4 protein-coding genes are annotated in these 26053 nt (G+C 72.2%); 3 read left to right on the top strand and 1 reads right to left on the bottom strand.

Annotation, left to right across the window (positions count from 1 at the left end; all coding sequences use genetic code 11):
- The first annotated feature begins 46 nt into the window (after positions 1 to 46).
- Positions 47 to 16246, top strand: a complete 16200-nt coding sequence (locus tag ACFWY9_RS35300; protein ID WP_378340898.1) for an SDR family NAD(P)-dependent oxidoreductase — start codon at positions 47 to 49, stop codon at positions 16244 to 16246.
- A complete protein-coding gene (locus ACFWY9_RS35295; RefSeq protein WP_378340897.1) occupies positions 16243 to 21636 on the top strand; it encodes an SDR family NAD(P)-dependent oxidoreductase in 5394 nt (1797 codons plus the stop codon). Before ACFWY9_RS35300 ends, ACFWY9_RS35295 begins: the two co-directional genes overlap by 4 nt.
- 45 nt (positions 21637 to 21681) lie before the next feature.
- On the opposite strand, the gene ACFWY9_RS35290 is transcribed toward ACFWY9_RS35295, so the two are convergent.
- Positions 21682 to 24345: an AAA family ATPase gene (locus ACFWY9_RS35290; RefSeq protein ID WP_378330361.1), complete on the bottom strand. Its 2664-nt coding sequence runs from the start codon at positions 24343 to 24345 to the stop codon at positions 21682 to 21684.
- A 712-nt stretch (positions 24346 to 25057) separates the two neighbouring features.
- On the opposite strand from ACFWY9_RS35290, the gene ACFWY9_RS35285 reads away from it, so the two are divergent.
- On the top strand, positions 25058 to 25828 hold the full coding sequence (locus ACFWY9_RS35285) for a thioesterase II family protein (protein WP_378340896.1): 771 nt from the start codon (positions 25058 to 25060) through the stop codon (positions 25826 to 25828).
- Positions 25829 to 26053 lie beyond the last annotated feature (225 nt).

The raw sequence follows: 26053 nt of genomic DNA, 5'->3' as shown, positions 1-26053 counted from the left end.
GTTGGCGTCCGTCCCTAGTGGACAGGGTTGGTATGGGGTACGCAAAATGAGTGAATCCGCAAGTTTCCCGTCGGACCTCGGACCCGCGGACGGCGGTGCGGCGGGGCTGGCGCGCCGGCTCGAGCAGCTGCCCGTCTCCGAACAGGCGAGGCTCCTGACCGAGCTGGTGCGTGAGGAGACCCTCCAGGTGCTGCGCCGGATCCGTCCCGGCACCACGCACCTGCGGGTCGAGCGCGCGTTCCGCGATCAGGGCCTCGACTCGCTCGGCCTGGTCGAGGTGCAGACCAGGATCAACGCGGTCACCGGGCTGCGGCTGCCGCCCACGGTGATCTTCGATCAGCCGACCCCGGCGCTGCTGGCGGAATACGTGCGGACCGAGGTGCTCGGCCTGCCCGCCGGGGACACCCACGCCGTGCTGCCCGCCGTGGCGGGGGACGAGGACGACCCGATCGCCATCGTCGGTGTCGGCTGCCGGTTCCCGGGCGGCGTCGGCTCCGCCGAGGACCTGTGGCGGCTGGTGGCCGAGGGCGGCGAGGTGCTCGGGGACTTCCCGGACGACCGCGGCTGGGACCTCGCCGGCATGTTCGACACCGACCCGGGCGCGACCGGTAAGAGCTACGTCGACAAGGGCGGTTTCCTTTCCACCGCAACGGAATTCGATGCCGACTTCTTCGGCATCAGCCCGCGCGAGGCGCTGGCGATGGACCCACAGCAGCGGCTCATGCTGGAGACCGCGTGGGAGGCGCTGGAGCGCGCGGGCATCGACCCGCTCGGCCTGCACGGCAGCCGGACCGGTGTGTTCGTCGGCGCCGAGGTGCACGAGTACGGCGTCCGCGTGCACGAAGCTCCTGATGGTCTCGACGGCTATCTGATGACCGGCAACGCACCGAGTGTGGCATCCGGCCGCGTCGCCTACGTGCTGGGGTTGCGGGGACCTGCGGTCACCGTCGACACCGCCTGCTCCGGTTCGCTCGTTTCGCTGCACCTCGCGATTCAGGCGCTGCGACGCGGCGAATGCTCGCTGGCGCTCGTCGGCGGCGTCGCGGTGATGGGCAGCCCCGGCATGTTCACCGCGTTCAGCAGGCAGCGCGGGCTCGCCCCGGATGGCCGGGTCAAGGCGTTCGCGGCCGCCGCCGACGGCACCGGCTTCGCCGAGGGCATCGGGCTCCTCGTCGTCGAGCGGCTCTCCGACGCGCGGCGGCTCGGGCACGACGTCCTCGCGCTGGTCCGCGGCTCCGCGGTCAACTCGGACGGCGCGAGCAACGGCCTCACCGCCCCCAGCGGCGACTCGCAGCGGCAGCTCATCCGCCAGGCGCTCGCCCAGGCCGGGCTCGGCGCGGGCGAGGTCGACGCGGTCGACGCGCACGGCACGGGCACCACGCTCGGGGACCCGATCGAGGCGCAGGCGATCCTCGCCACCTACGGCCAGGACCGCGAACGTCCACTGTGGCTGGGTTCGGTGAAGTCCAACCTCGGCCACACCCAGGCGGCCGGCGGTGCGGCCAGCGTGATCAAGATGATCATGGCGATGCGGCACGGTGTGCTGCCGAAGACCCTGCACGTGGACGCGCCCTCGCCGAACGTCGACTGGGCCGCGGGCAAGGTCGAGCTGCTGACCGGGCAGGTGCCGTGGGAGCGTGCGGACGGACGTCCGCGTCGTGCCGGGGTGTCCGCCTTCGGCATCAGCGGCACCAACGCGCACGTCATCCTCGAAGAGGCGCCCGCCGTCGAAGCGGTGTCCGAAGAGGACGCTGAGGAACGTTCCGTAGCGAACGTCCCGTTTGGACTTTCGGCCAAGAGTGCCCCGGCATTGCGTGCGCAGGCGGAGCGCCTGCTGTCCTTCGTTTCGGCACATCCCGAGCACTCGCTGATCGACCTGGCCTACTCGCAGGCCACGACGCGCGCGGCATTGAACCATCGCGCGGTCGTCGTCGCCGACGATCGCGCCGTGCTGGAGAACGGCCTGCGCGCGCTGGCCGAAGACACCCCCGCTCAGGGCGTGTTCACCGGTGCCGCGTCCGGTGCCGGGATCGCGTATCTGTTCACCGGTCAGGGTTCTCAGCGCGCCGGGATGGGCCGGGAACTCTACGAGACCTACCCCGTGTTCGCGGCCGCGCTGGACGACGCGATCAGCTATCTCGACCTGCAGCTCGACCGGCCGCTGCACGAGGTCCTGTTCGCCGCGGAAGGCTCGCCGGAGGCGGGCCTGCTGGACCAGACGCGCTACGCGCAGGCGGCGTTGTTCGCCGTCGAGGTGGCGATGTTCCGGTTGCTGGAATCGTGGGGCGTCCGGCCGGACTTCGTCGCGGGCCATTCGATCGGTGAGCTGGCGGCCGCGCACGTGGCGGGTGTCTGGTCGCTGGAGGACGCCTGTGTCGTGGTGGGCGCGCGGGGCCGGTTGATGCAGGAACTCCCGTCCGGTGGCGCGATGTTCGCCATCGCCGCGACCGAGGACGAGGTGCGCCCGTACCTCTCCGAGCGGGTCGGCATCGCGGCGGTCAACGGCCCGTCCTCGGTGGTGCTTTCGGGCGCCGAGGACGACGTCGCCGAGGTGGCCGCGGGCTTCAAGGAGCGGGGCCACAAGACGAGCAGGCTGCGGGTTTCGCATGCCTTCCACTCGCCGCTGATGGAGCCGATGCTGGCGGAGTTCCGGCAGTTCCTGCAGGTGGTGGACTACGCGCAGCCCCGGATCCCGGTGGTCTCGAACGTCAGCGGCGAACTGGCGACCGCCGACGAACTCCGCGACCCGGAGTACTGGGTGCGTCATGTGGTCGAAGCCGTGCGGTTCGCCGACGGGGTCCGGTCGCTGAGCGCCGCGGGCGTCGGTACCTACCTGGAACTCGGCCCTGACGCGGTGCTGTGCGCGATGGCAGGGGACTGCCTGACCGGCGAGGACGACGTCGTGCTGGCGCCGGTCGCGCGCCGGGACCGTCCGGCGGCCGGGGTGCTGCACGCGGCGCTGGCGGTCGTGCACGCCCGCGGCGGCGTCGTCGGCTGGGAATCGTTCTTCGCCGGGACGGGCGCGAAGCGCGTCGAGCTGCCCACGTATGCCTTCCAGCGCACGCGGTTCTGGCTCGAAGGACCGACGGGCACCGGCGGTGCCGGGATCGGGCAGACCGCGTCCGCGCACCCGCTGCTGTCGGCGGTGGCCAATCTCGGTGACGACGGCGTGGTGCTGACCGGCCGGATCTCCCTGCGCACCCACCCGTGGCTGGCCGACCACGGCATCGCGGGTTCGGTGCTGCTGCCCGGAACGGCCTTCGTGGAGATGGCCGTGCACGCGGCCGGGCACGTCGGCTGCACGACGGTCGACGAGCTGACGCTGCGGGCGCCGCTGACGGTCCCGGACACCGGGGGCGTGGTGCTGCAGGTCGTGGTGAGCGCGGCGGGCGAAACCGGCGACCGGTCGATCGACGTGTACTCCCGCGCCGAGGACGACATCGCGGACATGACCTGGATCCACCACGCGAGTGGCAGGCTGGCCACGTCCGGGGCCCGGATCGGCGACCTCGGGGTGTGGCCGCCGGAGGGCGCCGAGGCCGTCGAAATCGGTGGCCTGTATGAGGATCTGGGCGCCGAGGGGTACGCGTACGGGCCGGTGTTCCGCGGGCTCAAGTCGGTGTGGCGGCGCGGTGGCGAGGTGTTCGCCGAGGTCGCGCTGCCGGAGGAGGCACGCGAGGAGGCCGCGGCGTTCGACCTCCACCCGGCGCTGCTGGATGCGGTGCTGCACGCCACCGACTACGCTGAGGGCGCGGCACGAGGCCGCGACGAGATCGAGCTGCCGTTCGCGTGGACCGGGGTCGCGCTGCACGCCACCGGCGCCGACGCGGTGCGGGCGCGGATCTCGGTCTCCGGAACCGGCGGGATCACGCTGGAGCTGGCCGATGGCACCGGCGCGCCGGTGGCGACGGTCGGCGCGGTCCGGATGCGCCCGCTGCCCGCCGACCGGCTGAGCGGCCGGGACCAGTCGCTGTTCCGGGTCGGCTGGAACCCGCTCGGCGGAGCGGACGGCCCGGCGCGCCGCCTGGCCGTCGTGGGCGCGGACGTCCTCGGGCTCGGCGACGGTGTCCCGGTGTTCGAGGATCTGCACACGCTGGCCGCGGCCGGAATTCCCGACGCGGTCGTGGTCCCCGCTGTGTCCGATGTGGACGGTCCGGCGGTCGTCGACGCCGCGCACGAGGTCACCCTCCGGGTACTGGACCTGTTGCAGCGCTGGCTTTCCGGCGACCGGTTCGCCGAGACCACGCTGGTGGTGGTGACCCGAGGCGCGGTGGAGCCGGACACCGCGGCGGGACTCGCCTGCGCCCCGGTGTGGGGCCTGGTGCGCTCGGCGCAGGCGGAGAACCCGGGACGGTTCGTGCTCGTCGACGTCGACCAGGACGGCCTCACGTCCCGGACCGTGGCCGCCGCGCTGGCTTCCGGCGAGCCCGAGCTGTCGGTGCGGGGCGGAGTGCTGCGCGCGCCGCGGATGGTGCGGGTGAAGGCACCCGAGCCCGAGGCCGCGACGTCGTGGGACCCGGACGGCACCGTGCTGATCACCGGCGGGACCGGCGGCCTGGGCGCGCACGTCGCGCGGCATCTCGTCGGCACCAGGGGAGTGCGGCGGCTGCTGCTCGTCAGCCGTCGTGGCCCGGCGGCGCCGGGCGCGGCGGAGCTGACCGCGGAGCTGGAGGCGCTCGGCGTGTCGGTCCGGGTCGCCGCATGTGACGCCGCCGACGCGGACGCGCTTTCCTTGCTGCTGCGGGAAATTCCGGACGAACATCCGCTGCGCGCGGTCGTGCACACGGCGGGTGTGGTGGACGACGCGCTGATCGGCACCCTGACCCCGGCCCAGGTGGCCGAGGTGCTGCGGTCCAAAGTGGACGCCGCATGGCTGCTGCACGAACTGACCCGCGGGCTCGACCTGGCGAACTTCGTCCTGTTCTCCTCGGTCGCCGGGCACCTCGACGGCGCGGGACAGGGCAACTACGCCGCGGCCAACGTCTTCCTCGACGCGCTCGCCGCGTACCGGACCTCGCTCGGCCTGCCCGCGACGTCGCTCGCGTGGGGCCTCTGGTCCGGCCCCGACGGCATGGGCGGCAGGCTGGCCGACGCGGACCTGCGGCGCGCGAACAGCCTCGGCCTCACCGCGCTGACCCCGGAGGAAAGCCTCGCGACGTTCGACGCGGCGTTGCGCACCGGCGAGGCCGCGGTGCTGCCGGTGCGGGTGGACCTCGCGGCCCTGCGCTCGCGGGCGGACGGCGTGCCCGCGATGCTGCGTGGCCTGGTGCCCGCCCCACGCCGCGCCGCCGGGCAGGCCGCGGCCGGACCGGCGGCGCCCGCCACCCCGGACTGGCTGGCCGGAGTGAACGACGGCGACCGCGCACAGGCCGCGTTGGACCTGGTCCGCACGCACGTCGCCGCCGTACTCGGGCACGCGGGCGGCGACGCGATCGCGCCGGACCGCGCGTTCGGCGAGATCGGGTTCGACTCGCTCGCCGCGGTCGAACTGCGCAATCTGCTGGAATCCCGGACCGGGCTGCGGCTGCCGGTCACGTTGATCTTCGACTACCCGACGCCGCGCGTGCTGGCCGCGCACATTCTGGAGAAGGCGGGCGGCGGGCAGCGGTCGGTCACCGTGCGGCAGAGCACGGCGAGCGCGGACGACGAGCCCATCGCGATCATCGGAATGAGCTGCCGTTACCCCGGCGGTGTCAGCACGCCGGAGGAGCTGTGGCGCCTGCTGGCCGAGGGTACCGACGCGGTGTCCTCGTTCCCGGTGGACCGCGGCTGGGACGTCGGTACTCTGTACGACCCCGAGCCGGGCAAACCGGGCAAGAGCTACGCGCACGAGGGCGGCTTCCTGCACGACGCCGCGCAGTTCGACCCGGAGTTCTTCGGCATCGGGCCGCGCGAGGCGCAGGCGATGGACCCACAGCAGCGGCTCGCGCTGGAGATCTCGTGGGAGGCGCTGGAGCGCGCGGGCATCGACCCGCTTTCCTTGCGCGGCAGCCGGACCGGCGTGTTCGCCGGGGTCATGTACCACGACTGGGGAACCCGGCTCGGCGAGGTGTCCGAGGACGTCGCCGCCTATCTCGGCAACGGCAGCCTGGCGAGTGTGGTGTCCGGCCGGGTGTCCTATGTGCTCGGTCTCGAAGGGCCGACGGTCACCGTCGACACGGCGTGCTCGTCCTCGCTCGTCGCGCTGCACTGGGCGATCCAGGCGCTGCGCCGGGGCGAATGCGAGCTGGCGCTGGCCGGTGGCGTGACCGTGATGTCCACTCCGGACACTTTCGTGGACTTCAGCCGTCAGCGCGGACTGGCCGCCGACGGCCGGTGCAAGTCGTTCGCCGCGGGTGCGGACGGCACCGGCTGGGGTGAGGGCGCCGGGATGCTGCTCGTCGAACGGCTGTCCGACGCGGTGCGCAACGGGCACGAGGTGCTGGCCGTGGTCCGCGGGTCCGCGGTCAACCACGACGGCGCCAGCAACGGCCTGACCGCGCCCAACGGTCCTTCCCAGCAGCGGGTCATCCTGCAGGCGCTGGAAAGCGGCGGGCTCACACCGTCCGATGTGGACGTAGTGGAGGGGCACGGGACGGGCACGACGCTCGGTGACCCGATCGAGGCGCATGCCCTGCTCGCCACCTATGGCCAGGACCGCGAGCGGCCGCTGCTGCTCGGTTCGGTCAAATCGAACCTGGGGCACACCCAGGCCGCGGCCGGGGTCGCCGGCATCATCAAGATGGTGCTGGCCCTGCACAACGGCGTGCTGCCCCGGACGCTGCACGTGGACGCGCCCTCGCCGGAGGTCGACTGGGCCTCGGGCTCGGTCGAACTGCTGACGGAACCGCGTGAGTGGGCCGAAAACGGGCATCCGCGCCGGGCCGGGGTGTCCTCGTTCGGCGTCAGCGGCACCAATGCCCACGTGATCATCGAACAGGCACCACCCGCCGAAGACCTTGCGAACACCGAGTCGCTTCCGGTCCTTCCGCTGGTGCTGTCCGGGAAGAGTGTCGTGGCGTTGCGGGCGCAGGCCGCCCGGCTGCGGGACTTCGTCGAGGAGCGTCCCGAGATCCCGCTCGGCACGCTGGCGCGTTCGCTGGCCACCTCGCGTGCGGCGCTCGAACACCGGGCCGCGGTGATCGCGGGCGACCACGCGGAACTGATGCGTAGCCTGGAAAAGCTGGCCGCGGGGGAGACCGCGGCGTCGGTGGTGACCGGCGCGGTAGGGGAGCACAAGCTCGCGTTCCTGTTCTCCGGTCAGGGTGCCCAGCGGATCGGCATGGGCCGCGAACTCGCCGAGGTGTCCGAGGTTTTCGCGACCGCGCTCGACGAGGTTTGTGCCGCGTTCGATCGCGAACTCGACCGGCCGCTGCGTGCGGTGATGTGGGCGGAGCCGGGCTCGCCGGAAGCCGCGTTGCTCGATCGCACCGAGTACACGCAATGCGCGTTGTTCGCGATCGAGGTCGCGTTGTTCCGGTTGTTCGAAACCTGGGGCATCACTCCGGGTTTCGTCGCGGGGCACTCCATCGGGGAACTCGCCGCGGCCCATGTCGCGGGCGTCTTCTCGCTGGCCGACGCCTGCACGCTGGTCGCCGCGCGCGGACGGCTGATGAACGCGCTGCCCGAGGGCGGCGCGATGGTCGCGGTCGCGGCGCCCGAGGACGAGGTCAGCGCGCTGCTGGCCGGTCACGAGGACGTCGCCATCGCGGCGGTGAACGGCCCGGCGGCGGTCGTCGTCTCCGGTGAAGAAGCCGCCGTGCTCCGGATCGCCGACGCGGTCAAGGAAAGCGGCCGCGAGACCCACCGGCTCACGGTGAGCCACGCGTTCCATTCGCCGCTCATGGAGCCGATGCTCGCCGAGTTCGGCGAGATCGCGGCCGGGATCTCCTATCAGGCGCCGCGCATCCCGGTCGTCTCCGCGCTGACCGGCGCGGTGGCGACGGCCGACGAGCTGTGCTCGCCGGGGTACTGGGTGCGGCACGTCCAGGCCACCGTCCGCTTCGGCGACGCCGTGCGGACACTCGCGGGCGAGGGCGTGCGCACCTTCGCCGAGCTGGGCCCGGACAGCGTGCTTTCCGCGGCGGGTAGCCGGAACGTCGAAGACGGCGCGGACTTCGTGTTCACGCACGTCCTGCGGCGTGAGCGGGCCGAGCTGCCCGAGCTGATGGCGGCCGTCGGGCGGCTGCACGTACGCGGGATCAGTCCGGATTGGACAGTGTTGCTGGGCGAGGGCCCGCGCACCGCGTTGCCCACCTATGCCTTCCAGCGCAGGCGGTTCTGGCTCGACGCGACTCCGGCGCGGGACGTGGCCGGGGTCGGCCAGCGGGCCGCCGCGCACCCGATGCTCGGCGCCGTGGTCGCGGTCCCGGGTTCGGACGGGGTCGTGCTCACCGGCCGTCTCTCGGTCGAGAGCCAGCCATGGCTTGCCGACCACGTCGTGCGGGACTCGGTGCTGCTGCCCGGCACCGGTTTCGTCGAACTGGCGATCCGGGCCGCCGACGAGGTCGGCTGCGCGGCCGTCGAGGAACTCACCCTGCGGGCTCCGCTGATCCTGCCGGAGTTCGGCGGCGTGGCGTTGCAGGTCGTCGTCGGTGCCGAAGAAGCGGGCCGTCGCGCGCTGTCGGTGTACTCGCGGGCCGAGGACGCTCCGGCCGATCTCCCCTGGACACTGCACGCGAGCGGTGTGCTGGGCGTTGAGGCACAGCCGGAATCGTTCGACCTCACCGCGTGGCCGCCGGAAGGCGCCGTCCCGATCGACGTCGAGGGCGCATACGAGCGGCTGATCGACCGGGGCTACGGCTACGGCCCGGTCTTCCAAGGGATGCGTGCGGCCTGGCGACGCGGCGAAGAGATTTTCGCCGAGGTCGCGCTGCCGCCGGAAGCCGTGGACTCGGCGGCCGCGTTCGGGCTGCACCCGGCCCTGCTGGACGCCGCCATGCACGCCGACCTCCTCGGCGAGAACGACGGCGCGACGCTGCTTCCGTTCGTGTGGAACGGGGTCACGCTGCACGCGGCGGGCGCCGCGATGCTGCGCGTCCGGCTCACCCGGCTTTCGGGTGACGAACTGACCGCGATCGACGTCGCGGACGGCGAAGGCAGGCCGGTGGCTTCGGTGCGCTCGCTGGTTTCCTTCCCGATCACCGACGAACAACTCGCCGAGGCCGCCACGCACGGGCACGCCGGTGAGCTGTTCCGCGTAGCGTGGAACCCTTACCCCGCAGCGGTTCCGGCGGGGACGGCAACGAACTGGGCCGTGCTCGGCGACAACCTCGGCCAGGATCTTCCGGCGTACGAAGATCTGGGTGCCCTGCTATCCACTGTGGACGCCGGAGCGGAGGTGCCGGACGTCGTCGTGCTCGCCCCGGCGGACACGAACGCCACCGATGACGTCCCCGCCCGGACACGGACGACACTGACCGGGCTGCTGTCGGTTATGCAGGACTGGCTGGCCGATGACCGGTTCGCCGCGTCACGGCTGGTGGTGACCACCCGCGACGCCGAGACGGATCCGGTGCAGGCGCCGGTGCGGGGCCTGGTGCGGGCCGCGCAGGCCGAGCATCCCGGCCGGTTCGTCCTGGTCGATCTGGCCGGTGACGCCGCCGTATTGCCCGCGGTGGTGGAGTCCGGCGAGCCGGAGGCCACGCTGCGCGACGGCGCGATGTTCGTGCCGCGCCTGGTCAGGATCCCGGCTCCCGAGGCTGCTGAATCGTCCACATGGGACACCGAAGGCACGGTGCTGATCACCGGCGGCACCGGGGGACTGGGCGGTCTCGTGGCCCGGCACCTGGTCGCCGCGCACGGGATGCGGCACCTCCTGTTGACCAGCAGGCGTGGCCCGGACGCCCCGGGCGCCGAGCGGTTGCGCGCGGAGCTGGCCGAACTCGGCGCCTCGGTCTCGATCGTCGCTTGCGATGTCGGCGACCGCGAAGCCGTCCGCGGTCTGCTGGCGGAGGTTTCCGCCGAGCACCCGCTGACCGCTGTCGTGCACGCCGCCGGGGCCGCGGACAGCGCGGTGTTCGACGCGCTCACCGGCGAGCAGTTCGACGCCGTGCTGCGGCCCAAGGCCGACGCGGCCTGGCATCTGCACGAGCTGACCCGGGATCTCGACCTGGCGGCGTTCGTGCTGTTCTCCTCCGCGGGCGGCATGGTCCTCGCCGCGGGGCAGGGCAACTACGCCGCGGCCAACGCCTTCCTCGACGGTTTGGCCGGATTCCGCCGGGCACAAGGACTTCCGGTCACCTCGCTCGCCTGGGGCCTGTGGGCCGAGAACACCGGTCTCGGTGGTGAACTCGGCGAGGCCGATCTGCGGCGGATGGCCCGGCTCGGCATGCCCGCGCTCACCGCCGCCGACGGTCTGGCGCTGCTGGACGAGGCCCTGCGGGCGGACGAGTCCGTCACGGTCCCGATCCGCCTCGATCTCGCGGCCTTGCGTGCCCGGACCGACGAGGTTCCCGCGCTGCTGCGCGGTTTCCTGGCCGCACCTACGCGACGGGCCGCGTCCGGAACCGCCGCACTCACCGCAGCCTCGGGCAACGGCCTCGCCGAACGGCTTTCCGGCCTTTCCGGGGTCGAACGCGACCGGTTCCTGCGGGAGCTGGTGTGCACGCAGGTCGCGTCGGTGCTCGGATACGACGGCGCGGGGGACATCGACGACGGCAAGGCGTTCAAGGAGCTGGGCTTCGACTCGCTGGCCGCGGTCGAGCTGCGCAATCTCCTCGGCGCGGCGACCGGGCTCACCCTGCCCGCCACGCTGGTCTTCGATCACCCCAACGCGCGGGCGATCGCCACCTACCTGGCGGACAAGCTGATCGGCGCCGCCGCGGTGGCGCCCGCGGCGCCCACCGTGACGGTGGCGCGCGACGAGCCGATCGCGATCGTGGGCATGAGCTGCCGTTACCCCGGCGGCGTCACGTCGCCGGAGGACCTCTGGCAGTTGCTGGTGACCGGCACCGATGCGGTCACCGGGATGCCGGCCGATCGCGGCTGGGATGTCGAGGGCATCTACGACCCCGAACCGGGCGTCCCGAACAAGACCTACACCCGCGAAGGCGGATTCCTGCACGACGCCGCGGAGTTCGACCCCGGATTCTTCGGGATCGGGCCGCGGGAAGCCCTGGCGATGGACCCGCAGCAGCGGCTCATGCTGGAGCTGGCCTGGGAGGCCGCCGAACGGGCCGGGGTCGACCCGAGTTCGTTGCGCGGCAGCCGGACCGGCGTCTTCGCCGGGCTGATGTACGACGACTACGGCAGCAGGCTGCGCAACCCACCGGAGGATCTCGCCGGGTACCTGACCAACGGCAGTTCCGCCGCCATCCTGTCCGGCCGGATCTCGTATCTGCTGGGGCTGGAAGGCCCGTCGCTGACGGTGGACACGGCGTGTTCGTCCTCGCTGGTCGCGCTGCACCTCGCGATGCAGGCGCTGCGTAACGGCGAATGCTCGCTCGCGCTGGCGGGCGGCGTGACCGTACTGTCCACTCCGGACGCTTTCGTCGACTTCAGCCGTCAGCGCGGACTCGCCGCGGACGGCCGGTGCAAGTCGTTCTCCGCCGCGGCCGACGGCGTCGGCTGGGCGGAAGGCGCCGGGCTGCTGCTCGTCGAGCGGTTGTCCGACGCACAGCGGCTCGGGCACGACGTGCTGGCGGTCGTGCGCGGCAGCGCGGTCAACCAGGACGGCGCCTCCAACGGTTTGACCGCGCCGAACGGTCCTTCGCAGGAACGGGTGATCCGGGCGGCGCTGACCGCTTCCGGGCTCACGACGTCCGATGTGGACGCTGTGGAGGCACACGGCACGGGCACCACCCTCGGCGACCCGATCGAGGCGCAGGCGCTGCTCGCCACCTACGGCCAGGACCGGCCCGAAGACCGGCCGCTGCTGCTCGGCTCGGTGAAGTCGAACCTCGGGCACGCGCAGGCGGCGTCCGGCGTGGCCGGGATCATCAAGGTGGTGCAGGCGCTGCGCAACGACCTGCTGCCGAAGAACCTGCATCTCGACGCGCCCTCACCGCACGTCGACTGGTCGGCGGGCGCGGTGGAACTGCTCACCGAGGCGCGGCCGTGGCCTTCGGCCGGACGTCCGCGCAGGGCTGGGGTGTCCTCGTTCGGGCTCAGCGGCACCAACGCGCATGTGATCATCGAGGAGGCGCCGGCCGCACCCGTCGAGACAGCGAGCGAGGACGCGCCCGCGCTGCCGCTCGTGCCGCTGGCACTGGCGGGTAGCTCGGTGGACGGCCTGCGCGCCCAGGCGGCGAAGCTCGCCGATCACCTCGGCGAGGACACCGGCTTGCTCGACGTCGGTTACTCGCTCGCGACCGGCCGCGCCGCGCTGGATCACCGCGCCGTAGTGCTGGCGGCCGGCACCGAGTCGGCGATTCGCGGCCTTTCCGCGCTCGCCAAGGGAGAAACCACGACCGACGTCGTCGCGGGGCCGACGCGGACTGGCGGGCTGACGGCGTTCCTCTTCACCGGTCAGGGTGCCCAGCGCATCGGGATGGGCAAGGAGCTGTACGGCACCTTCCCGGCCTTCGCGACGGCGCTCGATGAGGTGTGCGTCGCGCTCGATCCGGAACTCGACCGGCCGCTGCGCGAAGTCATGTGGGCCGAGCCGGACTCGCCCGAAGCCGAACTGCTGGACCACACGGCGTACACGCAGAGCGCGTTGTTCGCGGTCGAGGTCGCGCTCTTCCGGCTGCTGGAGTCGTGGGGTGTCACGCCCGACTTCGTCACCGGGCACTCCGTCGGCGAGCTGGTGGCCGCGCACGTCTCCGGCGTGCTCGACCTGGCCGGCGCCGCCGTGCTGGTGGCCGCGCGCGGCCGGTTGATGCAGGCGTTGCCCGCGGGCGGGGCGATGGTCTCCGTCGCCGCGGACGAACAGCGAGTGCGGGACGCGCTCGTCGACGGCGCTGGGATCGCCGCGGTCAACGGGCCGCGTTCGGTGGTGCTCTCCGGGGCCGAGGACGCGGTGCTGGCGGTCGCCTCGCGGCTGGCGGACGAAGGTGCCAAGACGCGACGGCTGCGTGTTTCGCACGCCTTCCATTCGGCACTGATGGAGCCGATGCTCGCGGAATTCCGCGCGGTGGCGGGGAAACTGACCTGCCGCGCGCCGGTCGTCCCGATCGTGTCGAACCTGACCGGCGAGGTCTGCGCGCCCGAGCTGCTGACCGACCCGGAGCACTGGGTACGGCACGTCCGCGAACCGGTCCTGTTCGGCCAGGGCGTCCGCTCGCTCGTCGAGGCCGGGGTCACCCGGTTCCTCGAGGTCGGCCCCGACGCGGTGCTGAGCGGCATGGCCACGGAATGCGTCGAGGAGAAGGACGGCACGGCCCAGGTACCGACCCTGCGTCGTGCGCGGCCGGAGGCGCAGACACTGCTCAAGGCGATCGCGGAACTGCACGTGCTCGGCGACGGCCCCGACTGGTCCGCGTTCTACGCGGGCCGGGGCGCCCGCCGGGTGGATCTGCCGACGTATGCCTTCCAGCGCAAGCATTTCTGGCTTCTCGACGGCGCCGCCTCCAGTGACGTGGGTTCGGCGGGGCTCGGCGCGGCGGAGCACCCGCTGCTGGGCGCGGTGGTCGAGCTGCCGGGCACCGGCGGGGTGGTGCTGACCGGCAGGCTGTCGCCGGATCACCAGCCGTGGCTGGCCGATCACCGGGTGCTGGACCGCATCCTGTTGCCGGGGACCGCGTTCGTCGAGCTGGCGATCCGCGCGGGCGACCAGGTCGGCTGCGCCGTCGTCGAGGAACTGACCCAGCGCGCGCCGCTGGTGCTGCCCCGCGCCGGCGGGGTGAACGTGCGGGTGGTCGTGGGACCCGAGCAGTCCCCGGAGTCCGGCCGCCGATCGCTGGAGGTGTATGCGCGCTCCGACAGCGACGGCGAATGGCAGCTGCACGCGGCCGGTGTGCTCGCCCCGGAGACGGCCTCGGCGCCGTTCGACCTCACGGAGTGGCCGCCGCGCGGCGCGGAGCCGTTCGCTCTCGACGGGGTCTACGAGCACCTGGACGCGCTCGGCTACGGGTACGGCCCGATGTTCCAGGGCGTCCGGGCGGTGTGGCGGCGCGACGGCGAGGTCTTCGCGGAGGTCGCGCTACCCCCTGAGGCCGCCGCCGAGGCGGCGACGTTCGGGCTGCACCCGGCGTTGCTCGACTCCGCGGTCGGGACGACGGACTACCTCGTGGACGGCGGCCCGCTGGCGATCACCGAGACGGCGATCCCGTTCGCCTGGACCGGGGTGTCGCTGCACGCGGCGGGAGCCGCCTCGCTGCGGGTCCGGACGACCCCGGCCCCCGGCGGGAACGGGGCCTCGCTCGCCATCGCGGACAGCGAGGGCAAGCCGGTGGCGTCGATCGAATCGCTGGTGCTGCGGCCGGTGCCCGAGGCACAGCTAGGCGCCGGACGGCCCGCGCCGGAGTCGCTGCTGCGGATCGGCTGGAAGCCGAAGCAGGTCGAGCCGGGGACGGTCGTCCCCGAGGACTGGGCGGTGTTCGGGACCGGCGATCTCGGCCTCGGCGTGCCGGTGTATAACGACGTCGACGCACTGACCACAGCGATCGAGTCCGGGGCGCCGGCGCCGCAGGTGCTGGTGCTGCCGGTCGAACCGATGTCCGGGACCATGGCCGAGCGGGCACACGAGCTGCTCCGGCGGACCCTGCAGCGGGTGCAGCGCTGGCTGGCCGAGCCGCGGTGCGCGACCGGGCGGCTGTTCGTGCTGACCAGCGACGCGGTGCGGGCGTCCGGTGCGCCCGATCCGGCGCAGGCTTCGCTGTGGGGCCTGATCCGGGCGGCACAGGCGGAAAACCCGGGCAGGCTGGTACTGGCCGATGTGGACAGTGTCGTGACCTTGCCGACACTGGCCACCGTGCTGGCTTCCGGTGAGCCCGAGGTCGCCGTGCGGAACGGGGAAATCCTGCTGCCCCGGTTCGAACGCGTGTCCACTGTGGACTCCGAATTCGCGCCTTCGCCCGAGGGCACGGTCCTGATCACCGGTGGTGCGGGGTTGCTCGGCGCGATGCTCGCCCGGCATCTGGTGGCCGAGCACGGCGTCCGGCATCTGGTGCTGACCAGCCGTCGGGGGATGGACGTGCCGGGTGCGGCCGAACTGCACGCGGAACTCACCGGGCTCGGCGCATCGGTGTCCATTGTGGCCTGTGACGTCGCCGATAGGGACGCGCTCGCGGCCCTGCTCGACGGTGTGCCCGCCGAGCATCCGCTGACCGCGGTGGTGCACGCGGCGGGCGCGATGGACAGCGCGGTCTTCGGCACGCTGACCGCCAAGCAGCTCGACGTCGTGTTGCGGCCGAAGGTCGACGCGGCCTGGCATCTGCACGAGCTGACCAAGGACCTCGACCTGGCCGCGTTCGTGCTCTACTCCTCCGCCGGGGGCACGGTGATCACGGCCGGGCAGGCGAACTACGCGGCGGCCAACGTGTTCCTCGACGCGCTCGCCGAGTACCGCGTGGCGAACGGGCTGCCGGGCAAGTCGCTCGGCTGGGGTCCCTGGGTGGGCGCCGAAGGGCAGGTCGACGTCGAGTGGATCGGCCGGGGCGGTATCGCGGAACTGGATCGGGAGGAGGGGCTGGCGTTGTTCGACGCGGCGATGGGCGCGGCGGACGCGGTGCTGGCGCCGATCAAGCTCGACCCGGAACGGCGCCGCAGGCTCGACCTCCCCGCCCTGTTGCGCGGCATGTTCGGGGCACCCGCACGCCGCGTCGTGCAGGCACCGTCGCCGGTCGCCGCCGTGGAACGACAGGTCTCGCTTGCCGAGCGGCTGGCCTCGGTTCCCGCCGACGAGCGGGAGCGGGCCGTGCTGGACCTGGTCTGCACCAACGCCGCCGCCGTGCTCGGGTACGCCGACGCGATGGAGATCGACTCGCGGAAGGGCTTCACCGACCTCGGGCTGGATTCGCTGGCGGCGCTGGAACTGCGCAACCGGCTCGGCACCGAGACCGAGCTTCGCCTGCCCGCCACGCTGATCTTCGACTATCCGAGCCCGGTCGTGCTGGCCGAGTACCTGCTCGGCGAGCTGGCACCGGCCGAGGCCGCCCAGGAACCGGCGTCGGCGGACGACGAAACGATCCGGCGCGTTCTCTCGGCAGTCCCGATCGCGAAGTTGCGTGAGGCGGGGCTGCTGGACGCGCTGCTGGCGCTGGACACCGGCGCCGCCCGGGTGACGTCCGATGTGGACAGTGCGGAACCGGTCGAGGAATTGGATCTCGGCGCACTGGTACAGGCCGCGCTCGGCGAGGACAACGGCGAACGGAGTGACGTGTGAACCAGCAGCAGCCGTCGACCGAACAGATCGTCAGCGCGCTCCGGAAGTCCCACGCGGACAACGAACGGCTGAAGCGCGAGAACGCCCGGCTCGCCGCCGCCGCGAACGAGCCGATCGCGATCATCGGGATGGGCTGCCGCTATCCCGGCGGCGTCACGTCCCCGGAAGAACTGTGGCGGCTCGTCGCGGACGCCCACGACGTGATCTCGGAGTTCCCCGCCGACCGCGGCTGGGACCTGGCCGCGCTGTACCGGCCCGAACCGGGGACCCCGGGAACGACCTACACGCGGCGCGGCGGGTTCGTCGACGGGGCGGGCGACTTCGACCCGGGGTTCTTCGGGATCTCGCCGCGTGAGGCGGTGACGGTGGATCCCCAGCAGCGGTTGCTGCTGGAGGTCTCCTGGGAGGCGCTGGAGCGCGCCGGGATCGTCCCGGAGTCGTTGCGCGGCAGCCGGACCGGCGTGTTCACCGGGCTGATGTACCACGACTACGGCGGCGCCAGCACCGACGGCGGGATGGTGTCCGGCCGGATCTCCTACACGCTGGGGCTGGAGGGGCCTGCCATGACGGTGGACACCGCCTGCTCCTCGTCGCTGGTCGCGTTGCACACCGCGGCCGCGTCGCTGCGCGCGGGGGAGTGCGGGCTCGCGCTGGCGGGCGGGGTCACCGTGATGGCCACACCGGAGATGTTCGTGTACTTCAGCGAACAGCGCGGAATCGCCCCGGACGGGCGCTGCAAGTCGTTCGCCGGCGCGGCCGACGGCGTCGGCTGTTCGGAGGGCGCCGGAATCCTGGTCTTGGAGCGGCTGTCCGACGCGGTGCGCAACGGGCACCGGGTGCTCGCGGTGCTGCGCGGGTCGGCGGTGAACTCCGACGGCGCCAGCAGCGGACTGACCGTGCCCAACGGGCCGGCGCAGCAACGGGTGATCCGGCAGGCGCTCACCGCGGCCGAACTATCCACATCGGACATCGACGCGGTCGAAGCGCACGGCACCGGGACCGTGCTCGGCGACCCGATCGAAGCCAACGCGTTGCTGGCGACCTATGGCAAGGGACGGCCGTCGGACAAGCCGTTGTGGCTGGGTTCGGTGAAGTCGAACTTCGGGCACACGCAGGCCGCGGCCGGGGTCGCCGGGGTCATCAAGATGGTGGAGGCGATGCGCCACGGCGTCCTGCCGAAGACGCTCCACGTGGACGAACCGTCGTCCAAAGTGGACTGGGACGAAGGTGGCGTGCGGCTGCTCACCGAGGAGCGGGACTGGCCGCGCGAGGCGCGTCCGCGTCGTGCGGCAGTGTCCTCGTTCGGGCTGAGCGGTACCAACGCCCATGTGATCGTCGAGGAGTACCCGTCCGAAGAACCCGCACCGCGATCGGCGGCGACCGACGTCGTGGTGCCCTGCCTGCTTTCCGCGAGTACCGACAGTGGGGTGTCCGCGCAGGCGGCCCGGCTGCTGGGGTTCTTGCGGGAACGTCCGGAACCGTCCGTGGCCGATCTGGCGTTCTCGCTGGCCACCACCCGGACGTCGTTCGCGCACCGGGCGGCGGTGCTCGCCGCGAACCGGGACGAACTGCGGCAGGGCTTGAGCGCGCTGGCGGCGGGCGAGGAGTCCGCGGCGGTCGTGCGCGGACTGGCCAAGGCGGGCGGGTCGCTCGCCTACCTGTTCACCGGCCAGGGTTCCCAGCGTCCGGGCATGGGCCGGGGGCTGTACGAGGCGTATCCGGTGTTCGCCCGTGCCCTCGACGAGATCGCCGCCGAATTCGACCCCGGGCTGGACCGGCCGCTGCGTGAGCTGATGTTCGAAGCGGACGCGGACGACCTCGCCAGGACCGGGGCTACCCAGGTCGCGTTGTTCGCGCTCGAAGTGTCGCTGTTCCGGTTGCTGGAGTCGTGGGGAGTACGGCCCGCGTTCGTTGCGGGACACTCGATCGGCGAACTCGCGGCGGCCTACGTCGCCGGTCTGTGGTCGCTGCCCGACGCGTGCGCGCTTGTGGCGGCGCGCGCCCGGCTGATGCAGGCGCTGCCCGAGGGCGGCGCGATGGTCACGGTCGAGGCGGGGGAGGACGAGGTCTGCGCCGAGCTCGTCACCGGGGTGGACATCGCCGCGATCAACGGCCCGGCCTCAGTGGTGATCTCCGGAGCGGTCGAGGAAGTCGGGCTTGTCGCGTCGGTCTTCGAAGCACGCGGGCGGCGTACGCGCGCATTGCGGGTTTCGCACGCCTTCCATTCCGCGCTGGTCGAGCCGATGCTGGCCGAATTCCAGGTCGCGGCGGAGAAACTGACCTACCTGGAGCCGACGCTGCCGCTGGTGTCCACTGTGTCCGGTGCGCGTGCGAAAGCCGAAGAGTTGCGCGATCCCGGCTACTGGGTGCGTCAGGTCCGCGCGACCGTGCGTTTCGCCGACGCCGTCCGGACGCTGGAATCCACGGGGGTGACGCGGTATCTCGAACTGGGCCCTGCGGGCACCCTTTCCGCGCTGGCCAAGGAAGGTTCTGACGGCGGTACTTTCACGCCGCTGCTGCGTAAGGACCGTGACGAGGTCAGGGAGCTGGTCCGGGCACTCGCGATCGCGCAGGTCCACGGCGAGCGGCTGGACTGGACGGCCTTCTCCGCCGAACACGGTGGTACGCGGGTGGACCTGCCCACCTACGCGTTCGAGCGCAAGCGGTACTGGCTCGAATCCGGGGCGTCGGCGCTGGACGGGGACCTCGCCGGGATCGGCCAGTTCGCCGCAGATCATCCGATCCTCGGTGCCGTGGTGACACTGTCCGAACAGGACCAGGTGGTGCTGACCGGCAGGCTGTCGCCCGGGAAGCAGCGCTGGCTCGCCGAGCACACCGTCGGGGAGCTGATGGTGTTCCCCGGCAGCGGTTTCGTGGAGCTGGCCGTCCGTGCCGGTGACGAGGTGGGCTGCGCGGAAGTGGCGGAGCTGACCCTCGCCGCTCCGCTGGTGCTGTCGGAAACGACGGGCGCGCGCGTGCGGGTGTTCGTCGGCGCGGCCGACGAGAGCGATCGCCGTCCGGTGACCATCTCGTCGCTCGCCGAGGACGCACCGCCGGACGCCGCGTGGACTACGCATGCGAGCGGCTTCCTCGGCGACCGCGAGAACATTGCCGCTCAGTCGTCCGAGTGGCCACCGGCCGACGCGGTCGAAATCGATCTCACGGACCGCTATGAAACCTTGGCACAGCAGGGCTTCGGCTACGGTCCCGTGTTCCGCGGGTTGCGCTCGGCCTGGGCGCGCGGGGAGGACGTACTGGCTGAGGTCGTCCTGCCGGCGGAGACGGACGCGGGGGAGTATGGCCTGCACCCGGCCCTGCTCGACGCGGCGTTGCACGCGGTCGGGCTCGCGGGCCCCACTGTCGACAGGGCGGCCATGCCGTTCTCCTGGGCTGGCGTCCGGCTGCACTCGGCGGGCGCGCCCGCACTGCGGGTCACGCTGACTTCCCTGGGAGAGAACGAAATCTCGCTCGCGGCGACCGACCGGGAAGGAAACCTCGTCCTTTCCGTGCGCTCGCTGGCGTTCCGGCCGATCGAGGACGGTCGGTTCGCGGCGGCCCGCCACGACGCCTTGTTCCACGTCGGCTGGCAGCCGTGGGCGGGGACACCGGACGCGGCGCTACCCGAGGTCGCCGTGCTCGGCGACGTCGATCGCCTGGGGCACACAGAAACCTTGCGGAGCTGTGCCGATCTCGCCGACCTGACCGAGGTCGCTCCCGAGATCGTGTTCGCGGGACTGCCCGCGGACGGGGAAAAGGACATCGTCCGTGCCGTGCGCGAGCGCGTCCATCGGGCACTCGCCCTCGTCCAGTCCTGGGCGGCGGACGAGCGGTTCGCCGCGTCGCGGCTGGTCGTGGTCACCGGCGGGGCGCTGGCCGACGAGCCCGTGCGCGGCCTGCTGCGGACGGCCGCTCAGGAGTATCCGGACCACTTCGCCCTGCTCGACGTCGAGAGCGGGCCGGTGCCCTTGACCGCGGTCGCCGCCGCTGTGCGGGCGGGTGAAACAGAACTCGCGGTGCGTGACGGCGCCGTCCACGTTCCCCGGCTGGCCAGGTTCACGCCGGAAGTGTCCACATCGGACAAGCTGGATCCCGCGGGCACCGTCTTGGTCACCGGGGGAACGGGCTTCCTCGGCGGTCTGGTCGCGCGGCATCTGGTGCTCGAACACGGGGTCCGGCGGCTGTTGCTGACCGGCAGGCGCGGGATGGACGCGCCGGGTGCGACCGAGTTGCACGCGGAGTTGACCGGACTCGGTGCGGAAGTGTCCATTGTGGCCTGTGACGTCGCCGATCGGGACGCGCTGGCGGCCCTGCTCGACGGCGTGCCGTTGACCGCGGTGGTGCACACCGCGGGAGTGGTCGACGACGGTGTCCTGCCCGCGCTGACTCCTGAGCGGATGGACGCCGTGCTCGGGCCGAAGGCAGACGCCGCCTGGTACCTGCACGAGCTGACCCAGGATCTCGACCTGGCGGCGTTCGTGTTGTTCTCGTCCGTCGGCGGCACGCTCGGCGCTCCCGGCCAGGCCAACTACGCCGCCGCCAACGCCTTCCTCGACGCGCTGGCGCGGCATCGGGCAGCCCAGGGACTCCCGGCGGTTTCGCTGGCGTGGGGGCTGTGGTCGGGCGGCGGGATGTCCGGCGCGCTCGACGACGCCGATCTGCGCCGGATGGCGCGCTCGGGCGTGGCCCCGCTGGGCGCCGAAGAAGGATTGGCGTTGTTCGACGCGGCCATCGCGGGCTCGGCGCCGTCGCTCATGCCCGCGAAGCTGGACTTGGCGGCATTGCGGCGGCAACCGGGCGACGTGCCGCCGATCCTCGGCGGGCTCGTGCGCACCCGTCGCCGGGCCGCCACCGGAACCGAAGCCATCGCCGAGGCCGGGTCGCGGCTGGCCGGTCTGGCTGGACCCGAACTCGAACGGGCGGCGCTGGACCTGGTGTGCACGACGGCGGCGCTGGTGCTCGGTCATGATCGCGCGGACGCGATCGATCCGGAGAAGGGCTTCCTCGACCTCGGCTTCGACTCGCTGACCGCGGTCGAATTCCGCAACCGGCTGGACCGGAGCACCGGCAAGAGGCTGCCCGCGACGCTGATCTTCGACTATCCGACGGCGGCCGCGCTGGCCGCGTTCCTGGTCGGCGAGTTCGCGGCGGAAGCGGTCTCCTCGCTCGACGCCGATTTGGCGGCGTTGGAATCCGCGCTGCGTGCCGCGCGACCCGACGAGGGCGAGCACGCCGACGTTGCGGCCAAGCTGAAGGCACTCGTCACACTCTGGGGGCAGGCACACGGCGGCGCGGCGGAACCGTCCGATTTGGACGGAGCGACCGCGGACGAGCTGTTCGAGATCCTGGACGGGGAACTGGAATCCTCCGGTTTCCCACCGGAACAGCCGTGAAGGCCGGGGGCGGCGCCCCCGGCCTTCATTGCGACGTCGAGAAGGTCAGGCGGCGCCGACCTTGTCGCCCAGCTCCGCGGGCAGCTGGCTGCGGCCGCTCACCCCGAGTTTGCGGTACACCCGCGTGAGGTGCTGTTCGACCGTGCTCACCGTGATGAACAGGGTGCTGCCGATCTCGCGGTTGGTCCGGCCGAGCGCGGCCAGCTGGGCGACCCGCAGCTCGGCCTCGCTCAGCACCGCGGAATCGACCGGCTCGCCCGCGCCGGTGCGGGCGTGCTGCTCCGGGAGCTTCTTGGCGTGCGCCGGTCGCAGCGCACCCGGCGGCCGCGGGGCCGACCCGCCGCCCATTTCGCGCCACGGCTCGCGCGGGCGGCCGAGGATCGCCGTCGTCCGGCTGACCTCGAGCCGGTCGCCGGACTGCGTGAAGCATTTGATCGCCCGGTCCAGCAGCACCGGGCGGTCCTCCGGCCTGCCCGCCAGCGCGAGCACCCGCAGTGACATCCCGCGGAGGTAGCCGTCGGCCTCACCGGCCTGTGCCAGCTGCTGCCGCGCGAGGTCGCGGGCGACGTCGAGGTTGCCCAGCCGCAGGTTCGCCTCGGCCAGGTCGGTGCGCCAGGGCGCCAGGATCGGGATGTCGGAACCGACCCTGCTCGCCGAGCGCTGGAACTCCTGGAAGTCGCTGACCGCGGCCAGTGCGCGGCCGGTGGCGAGGTAGTAGTGCCCCCGGGCGCGCAGGAACAGCAGCCCGCCGATCGTCTCGAACATCGCTTCCGGCACCGGATACCGGAGGATCTCGGCGGCGTCGGCGAACCGGCCCGCGGTGACGTAGGCCCACAGCAGGCTGGTGAGCGGGTAGCTGATCGAGGCACCCCAGCCGGGCGCGCCGAGCAGTCCCAGCGCCGACTGCGCCCGCGCGGCCGCGCCCGCCACGTCGCCGCTGCGCAGCACGACCGAGGACCAGACGCCGTCGAGCATGGCGCGCCAGGTCGTCGCCCCGTGCCGGGCGGCCTCCTCGCTCAGCGTCGCCCACCACTTCTCCGCCCGGTCCGGCCGGTTGTCCAGTACCAGCGCGATGATCGCCGTGACGAGCGCTTCCAGCGTCGTGTCGCTGAGCTTGCAGTTCTGCAGGATCCGCTCGGCGCTGGCGGTGGTGGTGTCGTTGCCGCCCTGGGTCCACACCTGGGACAGCGAGTGGGCCGCCTGGTGCCACGGGTCGGGCTCCGGCCGTCCGCCCGTGGTGGCCGCCGACTGCGGCTGCGGACCGAAATACCACTGGTAGGCCAGTTTCAGCTCCGCCTCGGTCTGCTGGTCGAGCGCCTCGGGACGGCTGGTGAGCACGTTGAGCGCGGTCGTGTAGGTCTCGCGGTCGCCGTTCCACAGCGCGTGCCGCACCAGCACGGCCGAGTCGGCGTGCTCCAGGTTCCCGTCGACGGCGGCCTGGCGCAGGGTCTCCAGATAGGAGGTGGTCCCGGACGGGTTGACCCGCCAGGTGATCCAGGCCAGCGAGCGCACCAGCGCCTGCCGCTCGGCGGGATCGGTGGCCGCGGACAGGGCGAGTTTCAGGCAGCGGGTCGCGAACGGGATGTCCTCGGTCCGCGCCGCCAGCGCCGCCGCCCGCCGCAGCACCGGGATCGACCAGTTGCCGATCACCGCGCCCGCCGTCACCAGGTGCCCGGCGACCTCGCTCAGCGGAGCGGCCTGCTGGTGCTTCAGCTCGGCGGCACGCAGGTGCAGCCGGGATTTGGCGGCAGGGGAAACGCTCTCCAGCGTGGCCGCCTGGGTGGCCGCGTGCCGGAACCGGCCGTTCTCCAGCAGACCGCTGGCGGTCAGCACGGCCACCGACTCCTCGACGTCGGCCGGGGCGACGTCGATCAGGCCGCTCACCAGCTCGGTGGTGCCGGAAGCGCCGAGCACGGCCAGCGCGCCGGCGACCTCCCGCAGCCGGTCGTCGCCCCTGGCGAGGAACTCCTGGACCGCTTGCGCGAACGCGGTTCCGGTCACGAGCGGTGCCCGTGGCTCCGGGTGCCGGTTGTCCTGGATCAGCGCGTCGGCGAGCAGGGGATTCCCGGCGGTCAGTTCGTGCACCCGTGCGGCGAGGCCGGTGGCGGGCTCCCCGCCGAATGCCGTGGAGAGCCCGGCGGCGATGGTCGCGCGGGACAGCGGCACCAGGTGCACGTGATAATGCGGCTGGCGGGCGAAGCAGGCGTGCAGCCGTTGCTGGTCGTTGGCGGGATGATCGCTCTTGTTCAGGACCAGCAGCAGCCTGCTCGCCTGGATCCGGCGCTGCAGCTGGAGGAGTAACTGCAGCGACACCTCGTCGAGGAACTGCAGATCGTCGATCCCGATGACGACCGCCTGGTCCCTGGCGTGGTTCAGAATGGCGCGGCAGACGTCCCGCAGAAGCGGGGTGTCGGCAGGAGATGCGGCGTCCTGGACGGTGTTCGGCGGGCCGTGCTGGACTTCGGCGGCGCGCTCGGACAATTCCGCGGGCAGTCCCGGATTGCTGAGCAGCTGGTCGATGATCGCGGTGCCGAACTCCCGTTCGTCCGGTGCTCCGGTCGCCCTTAGTGTCAGAGCTCCCGATTCGGCGGCGTGGTCCAGAAAGTCATTCAGCAGCCGTGTTTTTCCGCTGGCAATTCCGCCACTGACCAGTACCAGGCGGCCCGACCCCTGTGTACTTCGCCGGAAATGTTCTCGCAGGGAATTCAAGGCCTCATTCGGCTCGTTGCGCACAATTACACCCCAGTTATTCGGAACTAATACGACCTCACGAATGGATGGGGTCCGCTTCCCTGCGCTTCGGGGATACCTCTGCACGGCCGCGGGCGGAACGACGATTTCCGCACGGACGCGCCCTCTCGCCCCGGTGACGGAGAGTTCGCGGATCCCACCGTGATTACGCGAAGTGACGAAGAATGCCTGTCGACCCGGCTCCACACGCCCCCGCGGTGTCATGGCGTGCCGTCCGCTGCCACGACTCGTGGATACCGGTCACGACCGGGCCGGACACGCCCGCCGGACGACGGGCGCCACGGGTGCCGGAGCACACCGGGGAGGCGCCGTGGCCGCCGGGCGAGGCCCCGGCCGGTCGTATGGATACCGAAGGAAGCCGGCTAATCGCTACACCTGTCACGCATACGCCTTCCGTCTCTGGTCACCACCGTTAGCCCCCTCGGCTACGCCCCAGCGTGCTTCCCAAATCCTGACGACGAAGGCATCCTCGCGTTGTCGTCAGCCCGGATAATACTGCAAGTCACCGGGATGCGGCACGTTCGAGTGAATTTTTCCCTGGGCGTGGGGTAGGGGTTGCCGCACTGGAGCAGCGCTCTCCGGCCGGTGCCCGCCGACCGGGGTTCCTCGCGCCCCCGACCACCTATAGGGGTTGTTCCAGGCGGCGCTGACCTGGCAAATTGCTTATCCCATGGCTGACACGAAAAGTGCCGGTGCCTGGATCCGCCGGTTCCACGCCACCGACGAGGCATCCGTCCGGCTGCTCTGCCTCCCCCACGCGGGTGGCTCCGCGACCTACTACTTCCCGGTCTCCCGCGCGCTCGCCCCGGCCATCGAGGTGGTGGCCGTCCAGTATCCGGGACGGCAGGACCGCCGGGCGGAGCCGTGCGTCGAGGACATCCGCGCGCTGGCGGACGCCATCGTCGCCGAGCTGCCCGCCTGGTCCGATCGTCCGCTCGCGCTGTTCGGGCACAGCATGGGCGCGACCATCGCCTACGAGGTCGCCCGGCGGATGGAGGCGGGGGGAACCCCGCCGGTCGGGGTCTTCGCCTCGGGCAGGCGCGCCCCCTCGGTGGCCCGCACCGAGTCCGTGCACCTGCGCGACGACGACGGCGTCGTGTCCGCGCTCAAGGAGCTCAGCGGCACCGAGGACCGGCTGCTCGGCGACGAGGAGCTCCTCCGCATGATCCTGCCCGCCGTGCGCAGCGACTACAAGGCCGTCGAAACCTACCGCCACGACGGCGGTCCCGAGCTGAGCGGCCCGCTGTGCGTGCTGGTGGGCGACAGCGATCCGGTCACCAGCATCGAGGACGCGCGGGCGTGGCAGCAGCACACGACCGGCTCGTTCCGGCTGGAAGTGCTGCCGGGTGGCCATTTCTACCTCAACGCGCAGGCGGCGGCGGTCCAGCGGACCATCGTGGCTCAGCTCGGCGACTGGGCGGCCCTCCCGACCGCTTCGTAACTCCCTCACGGAGGGTGACCCCTCCGCTGGAGGGTCCACTGTGGACTTCTCTGCCGTGAAGGCCTCCTTACCGGCGCTCAACGCCGGTAAGGAGGCCTTCACGGCGTTCCAGGCCGCTGAGTGAGCGCGGGCCGGTGTGGCGAACCACCCGGTAGGGACGGTAAGAGCCCCCCCCCGAGCGGTAGCGACACCGCGCGGCGACAACAGGTGCCGGGGCGGGGGCAA

Source organism: Amycolatopsis sp. NPDC059027 (assembly GCF_042739735.1).
Lineage (GTDB): Bacteria > Actinomycetota > Actinomycetes > Mycobacteriales > Pseudonocardiaceae > Amycolatopsis.
The sequence above is the reverse complement of the archived record's forward strand: the minus strand, read 5'-3'. Positions and strand labels throughout refer to the sequence as shown.

Excerpts from the sequence above, each read along its gene's own strand:
- ACFWY9_RS35300 (WP_378340898.1), top strand. The coding sequence starts at position 47 with ATGAGTGAATCCGCAAGTTTCCCGTCGGACCTCGGACCCGCGGACGGC.
- ACFWY9_RS35285 (WP_378340896.1), top strand. The coding sequence starts at position 25,058 with ATGGCTGACACGAAAAGTGCCGGTGCCTGGATCCGCCGGTTCCACGCC.